Annotated in this window: 1 protein-coding gene (running past both ends of the window); it reads left to right on the top strand. The window is 69.7% G+C overall.

The whole window is internal to a WXG100-like domain-containing protein gene (locus ACZ4M8_RS27320; RefSeq protein ID WP_467611811.1) on the top strand: the coding sequence, 45,393 nt in all, runs 17,642 nt past the left edge and 5,884 nt past the right edge, and what appears here is coding positions 17,643–39,509, spanning codon 5,881 (partial) through codon 13,170 (partial); the first codon wholly inside the window starts at nt 2. The start codon and the stop codon both lie outside this window.

Here is a 21,867-nt window from a genome sequence, read left to right on the forward strand (position 1 = left end):
GGTCGAGGAGTTCCACAGCAACAGCCCGTTCGGCCCGCCCGACCCGGACGCGCCCGCCCGGCCCAGGATCACCCTCCTGGTGAAGGACGACACTGTCCAACTGCTCCGGCCCCAGCAGGCGAAGAGCACCACGGCCGATACCGACGAACCCGTATCACCGGTGGCGGCGACCTCCGGGAAGACCTCCGAGCCGGACGGCGACGCGTTGGCCGACGCGCTCTTCTCCATCCTGAACCCGGAGAGCGGTACGAGCGACGCCGCGTCCGCCCCGCAGAACGCCCTCAGTGGCGAGAAGCCGGCCGCGGAAGGCGACGGGACCGCCGGAGAGCAGTCCACGGCGCAGCACCCCGTCGAAGAGCTGTCCGACCTGATCGCGGACGCCCACCGGCTGCGGGAGAGCCTGGAGGCGTCCGAGGCCGGCCAGGACCAGGCCGCCGGCGGTGAGGGCGGCGGCGCGAAGCCGTCGCTCGTTCAGTACGGTGCCGGCGCCGCCGACCTCTTCTCCGAGCCTGTCGCCGGGATGTCTTTCCCCCACGACGCCACGCTCCAGCAGGGGGCGATGGAGGAGACGTACACGGTGCCCTTCAAGGAGGGGGCCAAGGAGATCACTTCGGCCGAGCAGTACGCCGTGATCGACCACGCGGTGAGCAAGCTGATCGCGCTGGCGCTGAAGAACCGGTCCGAGGGCAAGGCGCTTCCGGAAGTCGAGGTGCGCGGCTTCGGCAATGGCACCCGCATTCCGTGGCGTGACTCCGATGCGCAGGCGAAGGAAACGGCCGGGCGGCGGGCCGAAGTCACCCAAACAGCGTTGCGGGAGCGGCTGGCGGCGAGGCTCAGCGAGGCGGATGAGCAGGTCCTGAAGCCGGGGGACTTCACGATTTCGCAGCCCATGGAGCCGGTCCTCGATCCGCACGGCAGCCCTCAGGAGCGGCGTCGCGCGGACATCGTCATCACCGACGACGCCCAGCCGCTCGCGCTCACGGAAATGGCCCCGTCACCCCTTCCGGTGCCCTCCGCGTCGGTGCCTGGCAACTCTGAGGTCTCCGACGCGCACCGGACTTCCGTACCGGAGGAGCAGCCGGCCACCAGGACTGCCCGAGAGGCGAAGGCGTCCGCACGTGGTGACGAGGAATTCCTCGAACCTGGACTGATCGTTCAGACGATCAAGGTCGGGAAGAAATATCAGGCCGACGTCTTCGAACTCGGCAAGATGAACCACACGGCCGTCGACATCCGCAGCCTGGGAGAAGTGCGGGGCCGAATCTTCATGGCCCAGGCGGAGACGGAAAAGACCTGGGCCACCAAGGCTGGATTTGAGATCAACTTGGCGAAGCCGTATTACGCGCTTCACGAGGAGGTCAAGGATCCGAACGGTTCCACGTCACTCCTGTACGGCGAGTTGTTCAAGGTCCCCTTCGATGTGTCGATCCCGACGTATGTGGCGATGCTGCACGGCACAACTGGCCGCGTCACGGTGGCGGCTCTGAAGAATCATGTGGAGACCAAGTTTGCGCTGAGCGGCACGGGACTCGGCAAGGTGCTGGTGCGCCGGCCGAGCTTCCAGAAAATGATCGTCGGCATGAGGCAGATCATTCTCAGTGTGTGCTTCGCGGGAGCCAGGGCGAAAAACGGCCGACTGGTCGGCCAGGAGCTCGCGGACGAGACCGGCGCAGTCGTGTGGGCAGCCACCGGAAAGGTGAACATCCGGTACCGGGAGCCGGGTGGGCCGGAACACGAATTCACTTTCTCCCTCGGCAATGATCCCGAGGGAAATCCCGGAAAGTGGGTCAAATTCGTCCCCTCGTCCCGGAGTGCGAAGGCGAAGGGGGCCACCGAGACCGCGCCGGTCTCTGCCGAGTCCACGTCTTCTTCCCTGCTGTCTCCGCAGACGCCCGTCGGCCGACAGGCCGGTGGGGACCAGTCCGTAGCGAGCGGACAGCACACGGGAAATCGGACGAGGGCCGGTCTCCCGGCGAAGGGCCTGGAGCGGGAGCACCCGGAGTATCCGCAGCATGAGCGGAGCTTCGGGCTGCTGTCGGGCTCCCTGGCAGGAGCTTCTCAGGGGGCGGGCCACGCGTGGGGGAAGTTCGTCACGTCCTGGTTGGACCTGAGCGCGCGACTCGAGGAACAACTCAGCACCCCCAGCCTCGGCGAGACCCGGCGGGAAGGGGAACCGACGGTCTGGGACTCCTCGGCGGAGCCCAGCCAGGAGGCGCTTCAGCGGACACACGATCTGGGTATCTGGGCCCGGGAGCAGATCACCGCACTCAGTGAGCACCTCGACGGTGCACCCGTCACCCTCAAGAGCCTGGGCAGGACGCCGGCCATGCTCAAGCAGGAAATGACCGATCTGCTGTCGATCATCGACAGGAAGACCGGGCAGATCCGGGCCCAGCTGCCGGCGGACCCCCAGGGAGCCGTGCTGTTCGATGAGGTGCCGGGAGACGACGAGCTGTCCCCCACCTCGCAGGAGCACACCGCCCCTCAGCAGCCCGCACCGACGACCGGACCGCCGCACGGGCAGCACCCCGGTGCCCCGCGGCCCGCCCCGCAGGCTCCGCACGACGACCGGGTCACCCCGCTGAGCCTTGCCGAGAGGCTGGGCCTGTCGGGCGAGGACACGGCACACCTGATCAAGCTGACGGGCGAGCTGGGCGGCGTGCCCGTAGCGCTGGACGCGGTCGCGCAGAAGTACGGCCACACCGTTTCCCAGCTGGCGGCTTTCACCAAGGCTCAGCGCACCGTGCTGGCTTCCGGCATTCTGAAGTGGCCGATGCTCCCGCTCGGCCGGGACGAGTCCGGAAAGCCCCGGGCCGACCGGAGCCGGGCCCTCGAAGAGGTCGAGAAGGCGCTGTTCCTCAAGGGGGTGGCCGATGCCGAGAAGATGGCCGAACGGGTTTCCCAGGAGCAGCGAGAGGCGGATTACGAGGGCCTTCCGCAGAAGGTGCGAGACCTCCTCACGCCCGACCAGCGCACGCACTTCCTGGAGGGCCGCCGGGTCACGCTGACCGAGGAACAGCGCGCGCAGCTCTCCACCCCCGGCAAGCCCGCACCGGCCGCCGTCGAGTCGTCGGTCGGCACGGAGGACGCACGGCGGAGGCGCCACGTCGGTGGCGCGCCGATGGGACGGGGCAATGCTCCGGCCACCGTGCGGCACTCCGGGCAGGCGAGCGGTTCCGGGACGGGCGCCGCGTCGGGCTCCGGCGGCACCGGGCATGCGGGTTGGGCGCCCACCCGACGGCTCATGGAACTGGTCCGGCCCCTGCGTAGCGCCGACGGGCGGATCACTGCACAGCCGGACTGGTCCTCACCGGCCAAGAAGCTGCTGGAAGATGTGCAGAGGAACGCACCCGGGAACCGGGACGCCGTGCTCATCGCCGCGTGGTTCGCCAGTGATCCGGCGAACCGGAGCGGCGGGGCCGCGGGAATCCTGCATACGTGGTGGCGGCACCTGCAGGACGAGGGGGACGCTCTCGTCTCTCCGAGCCGTCAGGCATACGGGGTCTTCTGTGCGGTCCGCAGAACCCGGAAGGCTGTGATCAACCGGTTCCATGCCTTCCTGCAGGGCGAGGGCATCACCCTTCCCTCCCTTCAAGGCCCTTCGGCGCCGGCCCATTTCATCAGTCGACGCGATGACCTGGGCACTCAGGTGACCTCCCCGGTCGTCGGCCACGGTCCGCTCCCCTCGTCCCATCCAGGTGCCGCTCTGATCGCCGCACTGGAGCGAAGCGATCCCGCCATGGCCCGTGCGGTCCACGGGTGTTTCCGCTTCCTGGAGGCCTACCTACCCCCTGCGGGGCGGGAAGCACAGGTGACCGCGGCGGCGCAGGGCATCGGGCAATGGCTCCGGTACGCCGAGGAGACGGGGGAGAACCCCCTGGCCCCGTACCGTCGGCCGGAGGCCGATGACCGATTCGCTGAATTCCTCCGTGTGCACGCCTCTTCCTTCGCCTCGACGGATGAGGAACGTCAGTCCTGGGTGGCCGGGACGCGGAAGGGCGCGCAGCGCCTCTACGCCCATTTCGACCGGTACCCGGCTGTGCTCCAGGAGCTGCTGGCGCAACAGGAACCGACGGGTGACGCGCTCGACCACGAGGACCGCGGTACGCAGGGGGGAGCGGAGTCTCCCCTCACTCTTCCCGACGAGCATCCGGACGTGCTCGGGCAGGTGCAGCCGCAGCCCGCCTCCACACAGGACGGGCCCGGCGCCGGTGGCCCGGACGCCCTCTATGTGGCGTATTCGGACGGCACGCCCTCGCCGTCCGAGGGGGACGGGCACTCCGTGTCCGGGAGCCACCACGGGGCTTCCGTCGGTCCCGGGAGTGACGAGGAGGTCAGCTCCGTCCTGGGGCAGGCCGGTGGAACCCCCGTCGGCTCCTGGAGCGGCGATGACGTGAGCGCCGAGGCGGGTCAGGACGACCGGTCCGGACGGGAGCTGCCGGACGTCAGGGCGCCCGGCGCCGGGACGAGCCGTCCGCCGGTGCGCTGGGCCGCGCCGGACGTCGGGGGGCCGGGGGACGGCAACGCCGGACACCTACCCCTGGAGCAGTCGCCGGAGCCGTCCCCGGGGCCGGTGGAGACCATCCAGCTCCCCCTGGATGCGGACGGGCGGATCATTGTGTCGAACTGGCGGGAGGAGGAGGCCCGGGGGCTGGTGAAGACGGTCGAGGGGGAGCGGCCGGGGAATCAGCAGGCGATGATGATCGCCGCTTGGCTCGACAAGGTCGACGGCAACCGGGCTCCGACGATCATCCGCACCCTGCGGATGTGGTGGGAGACGGTGCAGAGGCAGGGCGCCACGTTGGACTCTCCGCCCCGGGCGAGCTACGAGGACTTCGTCAAGGGGAAGCCCACCAGGCAGCGTCATCTCGAGCGCTTCCACCTGTTCCTGGAAAACCGGGGAATCAGGGTGCGTTTCAGCACCACCGACCCGGTCGCCACCGCGCCGAACGCGCGGTCGGCGACAGGGCGGCAGGAGCCGGGCGCGAGCACGGACGGGCAGGCCGTTCCCGGCCTCGGGCAGGACGGCGCAGACTCCTTCGACCCCGGGTACGACGAGGTGATGTCCGAGCTGGGGCACGCCGACGAGGTCATGCCCGACGCCGGGCACGACTACGGGTCCGTACACGAGTGGCAGGGTCCCGTCGAGGAGCCGCTGCCCCGGGCGCCGATGGATCTCGTGGAGGAGCCGTACGCGTCCCTTTCCCACGGCACCTGGGACGAGGCGCCACAGGCCGACATCCACCAGGCACTCGCCGACTCGGGACACCACGTCGAGCAGGCGTACGTGCAGCTGGATGGTGCGACGGCGGAGCAGTACGGGCCGGGCAGTGTGCTGGTGCTGGACGAGCCGCTGACCGTGTTCTTCACCGCGCAGGCGCAGGCGCAGGGCGTGCAGATGCCGGTGTTCTTCGCCGGCTCGCCCCAGGTGTCGCCCACGGGCCTCGCCCCCGGATTGGTGACGTTCCCCGCCGGCACCCGGTTCGAGGTGCTGGCCTCCACGGAGAACGGGACGCGCCGGCAGGCGCTCTTCGAGACCACTCTGCTGGCGAGTGCGGCGGGAGAGACCGGTCCCGTCCGTACGTTCCCTGTGGCCGAGCAGGGTGGTGGACAGCCGGGATTCGTCTCCCCCGGGAGCGGCCCGAGCTGGCTTCCGGGCCGGATCGCCGAGATCCGGCGGGCCGGGTTCGGTGATCTGGCTGACGCGATCACCGCCTTCCTCGCCGGGGAGGCGAACCCCGTGGCCCTGGCGAGCAAGGCGGAAGGTGCGTTCGCCTGGGTCGACCATGCGCTGCGCGGCGGGGTGGACCCGCTGGCGGCGGCGTACGACGCCACGGTGCGGGAGCACTTCGACCGGATACTTGCGGAGCACCCTCACCCCGAGGGCTTCCTTGAGCTGGAGCTTGCGTTGCAGGCCCTCAGGGCCGGTTTCGCGAAGGAGTTCCTCGACGGTGTGGTGAACGGGGCGCCGGCCACGGTCACGTCGCATCCCCCGATGAGCCCGGAGGTTCCGTCGCCCTCCGGCCGGTCCGCCGGGGAGAGCGGTGCGCCGCAGGGTGGGCCCGTGGAGCAGCACATCCCGGAGTCGGAGGGCGGAGCCGGTACCGACCCGTACCCGGTCGGTGAGATGAGCGACGACGCCGTTATCCGCCTGGCGCGTGAGTACCTGGCGTTCGCCCACCGGCCCTTCCCGCACGCGATGTGGCAGCGGGGCCAGGAACTGCTGGGTCGGCTGGGGGCGATCGTGAACCGGTCGGATGCGTTCGGCCTGGGCTTCGTCGAGACCGGGTTCGAGGCGGCGGACCTGAAGAAGGAACTGGCGGCGGCGCTGCGAGCGCAGCCGCCGGCGCACCGGCCCGTTTCCGACAGCCACTCCGCCAGCCACTCCGCCCAGGAGGCGGTCACCGGGCCGTACGACGGCACCGGAACGCACGGTGACGCCATGGAGATCGACGACGCCACCGGCGGCACCCAGCCGCAGCCCGGCGCCGCCTCCGCGCGGGACGACGGCGATGAGGCGCTGTTCGATCTCCACGTGGAAGCGTCCGGAATACTGAACTGGCCGCTCCGCCGACTGGACGAGCCTTTGCTGGAGCGGCAGCGGCGGCGAGCGGCACAGAACAATGTGGTCCAGGCCCTGCGGGAGCACGGGCGGGCCATGGCACGGGAGGTGGCGGAGAAGGAGATCCGGGCAGAGCGGGCCAGGGAACTGGCGGAACTGTCGGCACAGCTCGGGATCGTCTTCAACGAGTCCCAGAAACAGCAGTTCCTGGCGGTCGGACGGCTGGTGCTGACGTCCGAGCAGCGGATGAGCCATCCCGCGGTGAACGAGCCCATCGAATCGTGGCTGAAGCCGGGCCTGCGCGGTGGCGCGCGAGGGGGCAACTCCCCGACGGACGCTGCGGCTTCCGACGCCACCGGCTCTCAGCTGCCGGCTCCCTCCTCGACGACACCGGCTGCCCACGGCACCCCCGCCGATCTCGTGGCCGCCGCGAAGTCCCTCTCCCGCCGTTGGGAGAAGCGACCCGGTAACACTCCGGTTCCGCACCCGGAGGACGGCTGGCGTCTCGTGGCCGAACTGGAACGGCTGACGCGGAACGAGACGGTGGCCCCGCAGCTCCGGGAATCGGCGGAGCAGCAGCGCGAGACCCTGCTTCAGCTTCTCCTGCCGCAGAAGGTGCAGCTGCTCGCGGACGAGCAGCCCGCGGACATTACGTCGGTTCCGGTGTCGCCGGAGCCCGGGACAGATCTGGCGAACGGCGATTGGTCCGCCGCCGGACACCGCGATGACCCGGCCGGTGACCCGGAGGCCCTCGCGCTCGTCGAGGCCGAGGAGCAGCTCCCGGCGACGGTCCGCGACGCCCTGCTGGAACTGGTGCGGGCCGAGCGGACCGACCGCGCCCTGATGGCGGATCTGCTCCGCTGTGCCGGGCAACTGCGGATGCGGGACACCGACGGATGGGCCGGGACGGTGGTGGGCCTCGTACGGCTGGCCGAGGAGTGGGATCTGCGGGGAGACTCGCTGTCCGCCGCCTTCTCCTACGTCCTGGACCGGGCGCGGCTGCCGGGCGACGAGACACCGGCGCTGGCCGAGGCATGGGGGCTGGAGAGCGGGGACGTAATCGAGCTGGCGGACTCGCTGGGCATCACCCTGGAGAGCCTGTCCGTGCTCGCTCCGGAGTGGCTGGCGGCGTCGAGCGGCGAGACCGGTACGGCGGTCTCGGCCAACTCGCTGCGCAGCCGGTTGAACAAGGCGGGCTACATCCCCTCGGACCTGGCCTGGTTCACCGGCCACGCCCGGGGCCTGCGTCCGGAGGATCTACGCGACTTCCGCGCGCATCTCGTGCTCCACGGCCTGTCGGTCGAGGCACTGCGGCGAGTCCGGCCGGCCGAGAGCGAGGAGGAAGCCCGCCGGTGGTGGACCGGACGCCTGGAGGACCGCGACCCCGCCGCGCTGCGGGCGCTCGAGGAGGAGGTGGCGGACGAACAGTGGCGTGACACCGTGCGGCACGCGGCCCGCGCCATCGGCGCCGACGCGCTCGGCCTGGTGCGGATGTTCCCCAAGGACCTGGCGGATCTGCACGCCGCGCGTATCAGGGAAAAGGACCGTGCGGACAGCTGGCGGCCGGCGCCGCTGTGGGTCGGGATCATGCGGGCGCGCCTGCGGTCGCTGGAGACTCCGTACGCCGAGAACTGGAAGGAGTTCGACGCGGCCCTGACCCGGCTCCTCCCGCTGTCCCGGAAGGAGTGGGGGAATCCCGGCGCCGGTGCGGTGACGGACAGTGAACGCGGCACGGAACACTACCGGCGCGCCGACTCGTTCCTGCGGGCCTTCCGTGTCTCCGTGCGGGGGTTGGCGGACGCGCCCGCCGAGGACGTGCAGTACTACAACGCCCTCTTCGAAGAGCTGGAGAGCAAGCGGCCGGAACTTCTCACCGACCACCGTGCTCTCGACACGCTCCGCTACTGGCTGAACCGGGCCGTCGAAGAGCGCAAGGGCAGGAAGCTCACCCCGGAAGAGGGCAGGCAGGCCGTTGCCGACTGGCTGGAGCTGCCGCCCGACAACGGTTACTCGCCGCGTGCCCCCCGGAACACGAGCGTGGCACCGTCGCAGCAGGTGACCGAGGTCGCCGAGGATTCGGCCTCCGTAATGTCTGCCGCGGCTGCTTTCGGTCCGCCGCCCTACCACAACCGTGAGCTGGTCCTGGGGCACGGCGAGGAAGTGCCGCCCTACGATGCCGTCGGCCCGCACGGTGAGAACGGCGACCTGCCCCCGTCCTCCGGGCAGCCGGGCGCGGCTGCGCAGCAGGAACCGCAGCCGCACCGGATCGAGTGGGACCCGCGCGCGGCCGCGCTCGTGGAGCGGCACGGCGGTGCGCTCTCCGGCTTCACGCCGGACGAGATCGTGCGGTTGGGCGAGTTGCGCGACGCGCTGGGCGTGCCGATGACGGATCTCGTGGCCCTGGTCCGCGCGACCGGTGAGGTGCCCTCCCACGCCGCGTACCAGGAGTCGGTCGCCGCCCTCGGGCTCTCCGGCAACCCGGTCGGCCTTCACCGTGTGCTCCGCCGCCTCCCCATGCGGCTGGACGTCCTCCACTCCCTTGCCGAGCCGGATGAACTGACCGCCCTGTTCCGGCCGCTGGCTCAGCTTCCGGCCGACGAACACGCCGGTCGGCAGCAGACCGCCGCGGAGGCCCGGATCGCGGACACCCTCGCCCGGAGCCTGCACCCGCACTGGTCGGAACAGCCGCAGTTGCTTGCGGGCGAGGAGGGGGTGGACTCCGCCGTTCAGCACTTCTGCACCGTCTTCGGGCTGGAGCGCAGCCAGACCCTCGAATGGGCACTCGCCACCGCTGCGGTGAACCTGGGCGCCGACGCACCGGAGGTCCGCGCCTGGCTGTACCGGGCCCTGGCCGCCCCCGCCTTCGCGGGGCCCATCGGTGCCGAACCCCGTGAGTGGAAGGCTCCGTGGCTGGCGCCCGTGCACGTCATCGAGGTCATGGATTTCCTGATCCATGAGCATCACCACACGCTCTCCGGGATGCGGGAGATGGACTTCGCCGACTTCGTCGCGACGATCGACGACGGAACGTGGGAGTACGAGCACGAACAGCGGTGTTCGGTGTGGGAGGCCAGGCCTTTCCCGGGGCCCGGCGGTACCGGCCTCGAAAGCGCGCTGCGGCAGTGGCGTTCCCGGCGCGGGCAGCGGGATTTCCACCAGGAGACCCTGGAACTGCTCAGCCAGTTCGTGCCACAGCAACACGGGCAGGACGCCGGTCCGACCGGCGCGTCCGGTGGCACAGCGGAGGATCGCGGCCCCGCGTTCGGGACCCACATGTACGAGTCCGACTCCGATGTGTCCGACTCCGATGTTTCTGAGTCCGGTGATTCTGAGTCCGGTGATTCTGAGTCCGACGTGTCCGACTCCGACGTCTCCGGTTCTCTTTCCGACGACTCCGCCGACGAGCAGAACGAACAGCACGGAACCGCATTCGCTCCCTTCGCCTTCTCGGATGACGACTCCGTGGAGGTCGAGGTGGTCTATTCGGGGCAGGAGGAGGACCCCTCCGGCCCGCTGGACGCCGGGGACGGGCAGCTTCAGGAGGCGGACTCCGGAGCGGATACGGAGCCCCCCGGCACGGACGCGCCCGAGGACGAGAGGCGCCCGGCCGATACGGAGCCTGACAGCGACGACGAGAGCACCTACGGGAGCACGGACGACGAGACCGGCGCCGATGACTCCGCCGGCTTCGGTGGCTTTGACGCCGAGGACGAGTCGTACGGCAGCCAGGCGGACGACTCGCAGGACGAGGGTTCCTTCGCTGACGATGAGTCGTTCGACGGGGACGACGGGTTCGACTTCGGTGCGGTCATGACCACGGGCGCCGTCCCGGGAGCGGGATCGGCCACCGTGCGGTCGCGCGGGGACGGCGACCGCAACGGCCCGAGCGACAGCAGCGATGTCGAATATCATGTGGCGAGGTTCTCGGGTGAGAAGGAATTCACCGAGTTCGCTGACGCCGGTGGCGACGAGGTCGTTCTGCCGGATTCTGATACCGAACGCGATATCGGTGACGCGGCTGTATATGCCGACGGGTTCGCGGATTGGGATGCCGAGGAGTCCGCGCACGGGGAAGGCGACGAGGCGCCCCTGGTCGAATCCGATACCGAACTGCTCAGCCTCAGCGGATCGGTCCGCACCGAATCCTCCGGTGACGGCAGCGAGAACTCCTCCGACGACTCGGGCTCGGTGATGTCGTCGGCGTCCTCGGAGGGCTCTTCCGAGGACGGTGGCGCGCCGTATGACAGCCGGCCGGACACGTCGCAGGACGAGGATTCCTTCGCCGACGACGAGTCGTTCGACGGTGACGACGGGTTCGATTTCGGCGCGGTCATGACCATGGGAGCCGGCGCCGGGCCGGAATGGGACACCGCGCGGAGCGGCGGTAGCGAGTCCGGCACCGCATCGCACAAAGACGCAGCCCTTGAACCGGGCGAGGACATCTACACGATGCTGACCGGCGGCGTGAGCAGCTCCAGCGCCCCGGCATCCGGCCCGCTCGCACAGGGCCCGGAAGGCGGCGTGCCAGGGTCCGGGGAGGGATCGGACGGGACGCAGCCGTTCGACGGCGCGGTGCCGCAGCACCCGGTGTCGGAGCAGCGGAGCGTTCCCGATTCCGCCGGACAGGGCTTCGGCGCAGCCCCCGACGACCGGAAGCACTCTTTCGATCAGCGCTCTTTCGATTCGGCGGACCAATACCTCCCGAAGCAGACGCCGATCATCGACGCCGACCAGGCGCAGCGGTATCGGCGAATGCGGAACGAGGCGCGGGCCCAGGTGGCTCACGAACTCTTCCACAAGGGGCCGGAAGCCGCGCGCCGGATGGCTGAGGAGTGGGCTCGGTCGCAGCGGAAACAGGAGTGGGAGGATTTCCCGCAGGATCTGCGCAACGCCTTGGACGCAGCGGCACTCACGGAGGAATTTCTGGCGGGGCGCCCGGTGGAACTCGGGAAGAACCTCCACCAGTCGTTGTCGGAGGCGACGAAGAAGAAGTTCCCCAGCAGGTCCGGTGTGGTCCAGTTGGTCTCGAAGCTTCCGGCGGAGCGCGGTGGGCTGCCCGGCGGTGCGCCGAAGACCAAGCGGCGGAAACTCGGCAGGACCGTGGCAGGTACCTCCCGGTCGCACGATGCCGAGCAGCCTTCGTCGCAGCAGGAGACCTCCTCGGCCGGGGGCGGAAACCCACCCGTGCGGCCACCCGTGATCCCGCGGAGCGGCGACGTGGAGGCACGGATCGGTGCTGCACGGAACTTCCTCGACTCGTGGGCCGCTCACCCGCGGGACCGGAAAGCGTCGCGCGAATGGCTGGTGAGGGGCTGGGACGCCCTGGTCAGCCTGGATGATGCCGCTTGGACCGGTAAGGCGCCGCACCTCATTGACGCGGCACTGCACGAGGAGTTGTTGCAGAAGCTGCTGACGGAGGTGGAGAGCGCCGTCGGGGTGATGTCGCAGGAAATATTGCTGCCGGACGCGAACGCCGGGCATTTCGCCTGGAATTCGGCCCTGGAGAGGCTGGAGACGTTCCTCGCCCGGGTGGAGGGGGATGTAGCCGCTGGAGGGATGCGTGGGGCGGACCACCACCCCGCACGGCGCTACCGGTACGAGCTTTGGCAGGAGGGCATCGGGAAAAACTTCCTGCCGGGTGACCGGACAAGGCTGACGTTCCGGCTCAACCGTCTGCTGGAGTCCGATGTCGTGGGCGAAATCCCGGGCCCGGTCCACGATGGGACGAGTGCACCGGAGTCCATCACCACGTGGGCGGAACGGTACGCGGCGGGGAAGTCGAGGAAAGAGGCGCTGCTGGCGTACCGCTACTGGCGGGAATATCTCGAATCGAAGGAACGGGATTTCTGGCAGGTCATCCGCGAGGAGGGCGGACGTTACGACGTCGAGGACTTCCTCGGCTACCTCCAGAGGAACAAAGATGTCTCCGAATCGCGGGTGACAAAGCTCCTTCCTTTCGTGAACTCACTGGTCATGCACTTCGGGGGGGAACGCACCGTACGCGCGGTTTCCGGTCGGTCGCAGAGAAGGGCCGAGGTGCCGCACCAGGCCGACGAGGGGGAACAAGACGCCTCGCGGGTGCCGGGCGTTGACGACGACCTACCGGACGATGTGCGGAAGTGGAAGAACACGTACGCGCAGGGGAGCCGGAAGGAGGCCGTCCGGGCGTACCGGCACTTCCAGGGATACCTTCTGCGGGAGCGGACGAGCCTCGCCGAGTTCACGGCCGGACGGACCGGAGCTTTCGATGAAAGGAAGTTCATCGATTACCTTCAGGAAGGCCGCGCAGGAGGGTACACCGAAACCCGGAACCAGAAAATCGTCACCTTTGTGCGGAAGCTGATCGCGCACCTTCGGGGAGAGGAGAGCATCTCCAGCTCCGCACAGGCGCTGTGGGCAGAAATGAAGACGCGACATGAAGGCGGCGATCTTCCTTCCCTCGTGAACGAGTGGATGAAGTCCTACTCGGGTCAGTCCTCGCAGGATACGGCCCGGATGGCGTTCTTGCGGTGGGAGCAGTATCTCCACAGCACTGGAAAGCTCTTCTGGGTGGAGGTGGCCGCAGGTGCCAATCCGCGCAACGATTCCGCATTCATTCAGCACCTCGCCTCCGCTGCCGGAGGTGAATACGGGGAAAGCCGCATCGACGGGTTCATGCCCTTTGTGGATTCGTTGACCAAATACCTGCGAGGGGAGAGTAATTCGCGGGGCCGCACCAAGGTGCTGGAGAAGGCGATGAAGGAACGGCATGCCGATGACGGTGTGCCGGCCCTTGCGAAGGCATGGCAGGCGACGCACACCGTGGCGGCGACGGCCAACAAGGCGAAGCTGGCCTTCTTGCTGTGGGACACATTTGTCGGTGCCGACTTCTGGCCGATCGTGATCCTGCAAGGTACCGACTACGACTTCCGCCCTTTCTTTGCGCACCTGCGCACGCCCGAAGGCGGGGAGATCAACCCGGACCGGTTCTCTTCGATCAAATCGCTCGTGTGCTCGTTCATCAGGTACCTGCGGAACGAGGAGCGTATGCCGACGGTCTCGGAAGCGCTGTGGCGAGAAATGGAGCAGCGGCACGACGGCGACGGACTGCCGACCCGCGTCGAATCATGGCTGGAGGGATACGCGGAGGGGTCCCGCAGCGGAGCCCGGTTGTCCTTCCTGTGGTGGGAGGCGTACGTCGCCAGGGGCGAGCACGAATTCTGGGACATCGTGCGGGATTCCGACCAGCTGTACGACCCGGAGCGTTACCGCAGCCACCTCCGTGCCATGGCGGAGGCGGGAGGTGCCCCGGGGCGGGAGGCGGACCGTCTTTCCTATGTGAACTCTCTGATCTCCTACCTCAAGGGAAAAATCGACGCGAACCTGGTGGAGACGCGCGCTTCCCGCCCCCGCGATGATCACCCCGTCGCCGGGCCGGAGACCACCCCCGCCACCACGGTGCTGGACCGGCTCACCGCGAAATACGGGACGGCGTCGCCCGACCACGTACGGATCGCCCGGGAACTCGTCGCGGAGGCCAGGGGCGTCCAGGGCGCGGACGACGAGGAAGCGCGCTGGGTGTGCGCCCACGCGGTGGAGACCTGGCTGGCACACCTCGACGAGACCGAGGTGACGGCGTCGCCCGTCGTCCCTCCCTCGATGAACCAGGGATACGTGGAATACCTCACCCGCGCGGGGCTGGAGGGCCGCGACCTCACCGAGGCGGAGATCGATGCGCGGCGCCACCATGCGGAGAATTTCTACTGGCGGCTGCATGACCGGTTGAACCAGTTCACGGACGACGCGCCCGTTCAGTGGCCGGGGGACGACGTTCCCACCGCCATGGACCTGACCGAACCGCTGGAGGACGGGCAGGCGACCGATGTGGCCGAGGAGCACGACATCTCCATGGCCATGTCGGTCTCCTCCGCCGACGACAGCGCTCCGTCCCATGCCGCCGGCGAGGACACCGACGGCTTCCTCACGACCGGGGAGCGGAACGCGCAGGGCCTTCCCGCCGGCGGCCACCTCGGGCTGCTGGGGCTTTCGGACACGGTCCGCGACGTCCTGAAGCTCTTGCCCCAGGAGGAGCGCCGGAAGGTGACGTCCGGCAAGGCCAGTGTCGAGGACGTGCTCGCGGCGTTCCCGCCGCACGAGGACCTGGCATTCCGGTGGACCCACTCGGGCGCTGTGCCGGAGCAGGCCGTCGGCGCCCGCGTAGGCCCTTGGCCGTTGCTGGCGTTGTCGCAGGAGCCGCTGTCCCCGCGGGACGGTCAGGACGTCGAACTGCACTTCTCCCACGTGAGTGGACGGCAGATCCCGCAGGGCTGGGGCGGTTTCCACGATGAGTTCCCCTTGGGCGCGGTGATGCTCGTGACGTCCCCCGAGTTCGTCGTCGTCGGCGAGGAACCGATTCCGGGCGGCCGCAGGCGGCTGTACCTGGCCCCCTTCGAGCCCGGGGGCGGAGGGACACCCCCGCACGAGGCCCCGTACGACACGGAAGCCGGGCTGCCCGACGACCCGATGCAGGACCTCCGGCGCTCCCTCGACGATGACGGGTTCTTCGGCGGTTCCGGGGGCGGGGAGATGTCCGGAGGGTTCGTGCCGTGGTCGGCGCACGGAGCGCCGCACGGCCCGGGGTCCGGTCGGTTCCCGGGGGAGCAGGGCGGTCGGGGTTCTTCGGAAGGGGGCCCGAACACCGGCTCCGAGAACGGGCAGATGGTGTCCGGCGTGAACTATGCGCAGTTGGCGGAGAGGCATGTGCCGAGGCCGTTGCCGACCATCGGCGCGGATGAGGCGCTGTGGGGAGGGCAGGCGTGGCGTGCGGCTGTCGCCCAGGTGGCAGCCGCATGGGCGGCCGAGGGGGAGACGGCCGCGGTCGAGGCCGCGGCGCACCTGATCCGGGAGGTGCGGGAGCGGGAACTCGCCGCGCTGCCGGAGGATCTGAGGCGCGCGCTGGATGCCCGGCAGCGGGCGGCCTTCGTGGCCGGGCGCCCGGTCGAGTTGTGGGCGAGGCAATATCCGTCACCGTCGGCGGCGGCGAAGAAGCTCCTTCGGGGATTCGAGCCGGCGAGGTTGGTGTCGAAGCTGTCGGCGGAACGCGGTGTGCCGGGCGGTACGCCGAAGGAATCCGCGGTCCGGGGGAACGCGGGTAAGAGTGTGGCGGGCCCGGCCGGTGAGGGGCACGGCGGGCCGTCGCTGTCGCCGACGGGAGGTGGGCCCGGGGAGTCCGGTCCGGCCGGTGCGGTGCCACCTTCGCCCGGTTGGACGTTCGATCAGTTCGCCGGGGTGGCGGAGAGCCTGGTGTGGGACGGAGCGTGGGAATCTTCCGCGCCGGAGATGATCCTGCAGGCGCTCCGCGCCTGCCGTGACGTCTTCGGGGGCGAGGTGCCTCCCATGTCACCGGCGTTGTCCGGTGAATTCACGGCGTATCTGCAGAATCTGGGGCCGGACGTTCTCCGGAGCCTGAGGCCGGACGCCGACGCGACGGACAAAGACGTGGTGGACGGCATCCGTGCCGCCGCCGACGAGATCTACCAGCGCTACATGGCGGCCAAGGGCGCGGTGAACACCGCTTCCGGCCTCCACAACAGCACTTCCGCCTCGGCACACGCGCCGAGCACGGCCGGTGAGCCGACCGGACCGGTTCCCATGGAGGCCGACGACCTCCCGGCCATGGACGGCGGAGCACAGGCGCGGACGCCTGACTCTCCCTCGCAGGTGGCGCCTTCGGGTGGGCCGGACGATCCGTGGCCCGCACATGCCCACGGCACGTCGGGGCCCCTGCCGGCGGAGGACGGCCCGGACGGGTCGTTCGGCCTTATGGAGACGGAGACCTCCGGACTCCCGGCATGGCTGACGTCGTTGGTGCGTGCCGGTGAGGGCGGCCGGGTGGGGCAGTGGCTCGGGGACGCCGGTCTCCGAGGGGTGCTCCGGGAGTTTGCCGACGAGGGGGGCGCGGAAGTCACCGGACTGCTCCAGTTCCTGAACGATGAGCTCGATCCGTACGAGGGTCCTGTCTTCGTGCGGGCCGACTCGCTCGCCGAGCGTGTGCTGCGGGAGGGCACCGGCGAATCGCTGCTCCGGCTGGCTCCGCTGTCGGTGGCGAAACGGACTCCGACCGAGGAGGCCGGGCCGCGCGTCGAGCTGTGTATCGACAGGGCGCGAGGCTGGCAGATCCCGCAAGGAGAGGACTTCGCCGCGGGGACGGTACTGGTGCCGGCGTCGCCCTACTACCGCGTCGTGCGCAAGGAGATGCTCGACGACGTCTCCATGAGGGTGCATCTGGAGGCCACGGCACTCGATGATCCGGGGTATCTGCCTGTCATCGAATCGGGGTGGTCGGACAGCGGGACGGACGGTCCGCGACCGGCCGGTGTGAGCGATGTGTGGCAACTGGCGCAGGCGCTGGGTCTGTTCGGTGAGGACACGGAGCGGCTGGTGGCCTTGACACGGGCCCTGGGGGGCCTTCCGTGGGCGCTTTCCGATCTCGCCGCCGCGTACGGCTGGTCCGTCAAGTATCTGCTGGGACTCTCCGCCGAGGAGAGGGCCGGACTGGCGGCCTCCTCTCTGCAGTGGCCGACGGCGATCAGCACGGGGGCGCAGGCGGCGCGGTACGAGCGTGCCAAGCACGTGGTGGAGCAGGCGCTCTACCGCGAGGGCCCGGCCGCCGCGCAGGAGGCGGCGCGGGAACTGGAGTGGGAGGAGCACGAGGCGGAGACCGGTGGAATGCCGCAGGTGCCGGAGACGGCGCCGCGGTCCGGCGGGTTGCCGGGGCCGTCGGCGAAGGAGAGCCGAGCCACCGGCCGGCGTCTCGATGACTCCGCGGCACGTCTTCTGCGGGAGATGGCAGACGCACACGGTTCCCCGGACCATCCGTTCGTGGAGTTGGTCAGGGACTGGCTGATGCGGCCGGAGCTGGGCCGCCAGACGGTGGGGATGTATGCCTGGCAGACCCAGAAGTGGTGGCAGCAGACACACACCGAGGTGGTGGGCAAGTACGCCACACCACAGGAGGAGAAGGAGGCGATGCTGCGCCTCCTGCGGATCGAGGCGAAGGGCGGAGGGGCGGAACGGCCGGCCACGAGCTCCGGGCCCGGAGACCGGCGTTGGGAAAGGGCCGTCGCGAAAGCACTTCTGGCCTACGCGGTCAGGGGCGAGCATCCACAATTCGCCACCGGAAAACCGGCCAAGCCGCTGATCGATCTGAATGAACTGATCGCGGAGCGGTATGACGCAGGCCCGCTCTCCGTCATTCTGAGGGCGTGGCAGAAACACCTGATCAAGACGACGGACGAGGCGGTGGCAGCGGGCAGTTCTCGGTGGGAGAAGTACAAATCCCGGGCGCGTGGATTCAATAAGGTTCGGGCATTCCTCCAGTGGGAGGAGTATCTGGTCGGAGGCAATCCGGAAGAGAATGGCGTGAAGCTGCTGACGGCGAATGTCATGCCCTCCCGCGATGACGGCTACAAGAAATTCGTGGAGGAACGGAAAGGTACGCTCGGGTCGACCTCGGTCGGCAGGTTCCTGAAGGATGCCGACTATTTCGTGAAGTTCCGCGACGATTACCTTGAGAAGAATCCGGGGCCGATCGGTGAGGGGCCGGAGTCCTCGGGTGGGCGCGGCTCTTCTCCGGCCCGGCGGCAGTCCGGTCCCCATGAGGGCCAGGCAGGCGTGGAAACGGTCATCGGAGCCCGTCCGGGGAACAGCAGCGGCCCGAGCCCCGCATGGGCGGGGCCCGTTGGCGAGGTGAGCGAAAAGACGCCGGGGAACACTCCGGTGCCGTCGGCGGACGGCGACTCCGGAGCGCATGACGACCCGTTGGGGGACTTCTACGACGTCCTGATGGGGCAGGCATCGGAGAACGTGCCGGCGCCCCCGGGAGAAAGCCCGACGGCCGGCAGCTCTCCGGTCGGGGACGCGTTCGACAGCTCCCTGTCGGGTGTCGGTTCTGGTGATGCTGTGGGGGCGGTGTCGGGTTATGGGTGGGTCGGCGCGTGGGGCGGGCTTCTTCCTGGGTGGGGTGAGCGGTTCGTTCTGGATGCGCCGGTGGTGTTGTTCCGGGCGTTGGAGGATGTGTCGTGGCCGGGTGTGGTGCTGTACGTGGAGGGCGCTGCCGGCCGGCGGGTTCCGGGGGAGTCGTCTGAGGGATTGGTGTCGGTTCCGGAGGGGTCGGAGTTCCTGGTCGTTGGTAGGGGGGAGCTGGAGGACGGCCGTACGTGGCTGCATCTTCAGCCGGTGGGGCCTGGCGAGGGGACGGTGCTTCCCTCGTGGTCCCTTGATTTCCTGGACGATGACGGATTCGCCGGTGGTGGTTCGGGTTTCTCGGCGGGCGGTTCTTCGGGGGAGACGCCGGTTCGCCGGGGCGGGTCCGGCCCGTTCGGGTCGGGTGCTGGTTCCGGGGGTGGGCAGGCGCTGTCCGATGCCGGGTGGGTCGATTTCGCGGCGGAGTATCTGCCGTGGACGGTGGTCGGGGAGGGCGTGCGGGAGCAGCGGCTCCGACAGGTCAAGGAGGTGGTGCGGCGGGTGCTGGGCCAGGAGGGCCGGGAGGCTGCCGTCGGGGTGGCGCAGCGGCTGGTCCGGGCGGAGCGGGAGTGGGAGTTCGCGGAGCTGCCGAAGGACCTGCGGGAACTGCTGGAGCGCGCACCGGACCAGGAGCGGTCACCGAAGGAAGTGTTTCTGGCGGGGCGCCCGGTCGCGATCGGGGAAGCGGAGTTCCGGGGGCTGTCGGAGGAGGCGCAGCGGTGTGTCACCGGCTGGGGTCCGGGCCTCCTGACGTCCAAGCTTCCGGCGGCACCGCAGGGGCTGCTGGGCGGTGGCCCGACGCGGTATGGGCGGCGGAACGCCGGCAGCGGTGGCGCGGCGGAGCCGTACGCGCGGCGGGGTTCCTCTTCCCGGGAAGAGGAAGCTGCTGCGGGCCCGGCCGCTTCCGGTACCCAAGTGGTGTCCGACCCGGGTGCCTACGCGGGAGGGGTACTGGGCTGGATCGAAGCGACGTACGACCCGCTCTCGGCGCACGCGCGGTCCGCGAGGGAATTCTTCGGGGCAGCCGGGGGACCGGCGGCGAGCGGTGCGCGAGCGCACGCGGTGGAGACCTGGCTGAAGTACCTCGAAGCCGTCAACGCCATGGTGAGTGAGGCTCCTCCGCCCTCGTTCCACCGCGCGTACACGGCAATTCTGGAGAGTGCTCTGAGGCAGGAGTGGGGACTCGTCGGGGCGGAGCTCGATGCGGAGACCGAGCGGCGGCTGGAGCAGGAGGTCGACGACCGGTGGGGGCTCGCGGAGAACTTCTACCACCAGGTGCGCGATCGTCTGCGGCGCAGTGCGTGGAGCGGTGGCGTCCCGTCGGCCCCCGGGGGGTCGGCTGTCGAGGGCGGGCGCCGGGTCGTCGAGTTGCCGCACACCGTGGATCCGCGGGTGCGGGCGTGGTGGGAGCGGCGTTCCGTTGTTCAGGAACTGTCGCCGGCGTGGCTGGAGGAAGGCTGGGACATCCTCGCGGAGATGCCGCGCGAGGACCATGCGGAGGTGCACGCGTGGCTGCTGGCGACGCTGACGGCCGGTGAGGAGTCGGTCTTCGGGGCGGTGCCGGCCAGTTCGCTGCCCTCGGCGCCGGATGCGGTGACGGGGCCGGGTGAGCGGTGGCTGACGAGTGAGGGCGCACGGCGCTGGTCGGAGTGGCTGGAGGGGCTGGGGAACTGCGTCGCGAAGCTGGAGGCGGGGGCCGCGGGCCGCGCCGGCCGGCTACAGGCCCAGCTCGCGCGTCGCTACCGGCGCGATGTGTGGGCACCCGGCGTCGGCGACCAGGTCCTGGGCGGCGATGTGTCGCCGGTGGCCCAACGCCTGAACCGGATACTGAAATCCGTCGCCGACACCACGGCGTCGGACGACGCACCTGTCAGCGACCCGGCGACCGACGGAGTCGTCGCTCCTCTGCTGAAGGAGATGGCAGCGGTACACGGTTCCCTGGATCACCCGTTCGTGGCCGAAGTGGGGAAGTGGTTCACGCAGTCCGCGTTCTCCTTCCATACGCAGCGTGCCTACGTCCTGCGGATCCGGCGCTGGTGGCAACAGGCACACCCCGCGGTGGTGGGCAGCTACGCCACGCCTCAGGAGGAGGCGAAGGCGATGGCACGTCACCTGCGGGACACGCTGTATTCCGGCGAACGCCCGTCCCCGCGCCGCGAAGGGCGAGCCTCCCGGCCGCCCCGCACGGTCCCGGAGTCCCTTCTGACGCATCTGGCCAAGGCTGATCACGGGCAGATGGACACGATCCGGAAGTCCGGCTTCATGGCCGGCCTGGACCGCCTGCTCGAAAAGTATTACGCCGCAGGCCCGTTGGCCGAGATCACACAGGCTTGGCGGAAGGACCTCATCGAGAAGGCGAGGGAGCAAGAGACGCGGAAGACGCAGCGGGAAAAGCGCCGGCTGAGGGCCGCCGTCTCCCAGACGGTGGGGCATTTCCTCCGGTGGGAGGCGTACCTGACGGAAGGGGACCGGGCCAGGAACGGTCACAGACTGCTGACCACGAAGACCTGCCCTTCCAAGGGCGGTGCTGACGCGGACCATCTCCTCGACCTGTGGCGACGGGAGGGGCTCAGTACCAAATCGATCTCCCAGATGCAGAGGTCGGCCAACAATTTCATGAGGTTCCGCGACAGCTACCTCCGGGAACATCCCGAACTGCTCGACGGTGGGAGCGCGCCGTTCACACAAGGCCGGCCCTCTGCGCAAGGCGATTCCGGCACAGCCCCGACGTACTCGGAGGAAAGCCCGGAAAACCCCTGGGAACTGCTGCCGGAGCTGGGCGAAGCCATCGTCGGCGGTGATCCCCAGGCGGTGGTGCGGGCGCTGAGCGATGGCGCTCTCCGCGCGTCGGCACGGCAGGCGATCGAGGACCTGAATCCGGAAGGAATCGTGCTGCTGGAGTTCCTTGAGGCGGAGGCGGGGGCTCCTGTCTCTCTCTCCCACCCGGCATACCTATGGGTGGATGCGCAATTCCTGGAGCGCAACGCGCAGGGTTCGCTGATCAGCCTGGGACCGCTGACGATGCTGTCGCTGACGCCCCTGGAACGGCCGGAGAAGCACGGCGTCCACCTCGTCGTCGATGGGGTGGCCGGACACCTGGTGCCGCCGGGGACGGCGGCTGAGTTCCCCGGTGGCGCGGTGCTGCTGCCGACGCCCCCCGACTTCCTGTTCGCACCGGAGGAGGCGACGCACGACGGGTACCCGCAGCTGCGTCTCCTGCCTTTCGGGCCGGGCGGCGTCCCGGTGCCGCCCCCGCTCCTGCACGAGCAGGTCTCCGGGCTTCCCGGCGGCGGCCCCGGCTT

This window comes from Streptomyces sp. NPDC027185, assembly GCF_055567035.1.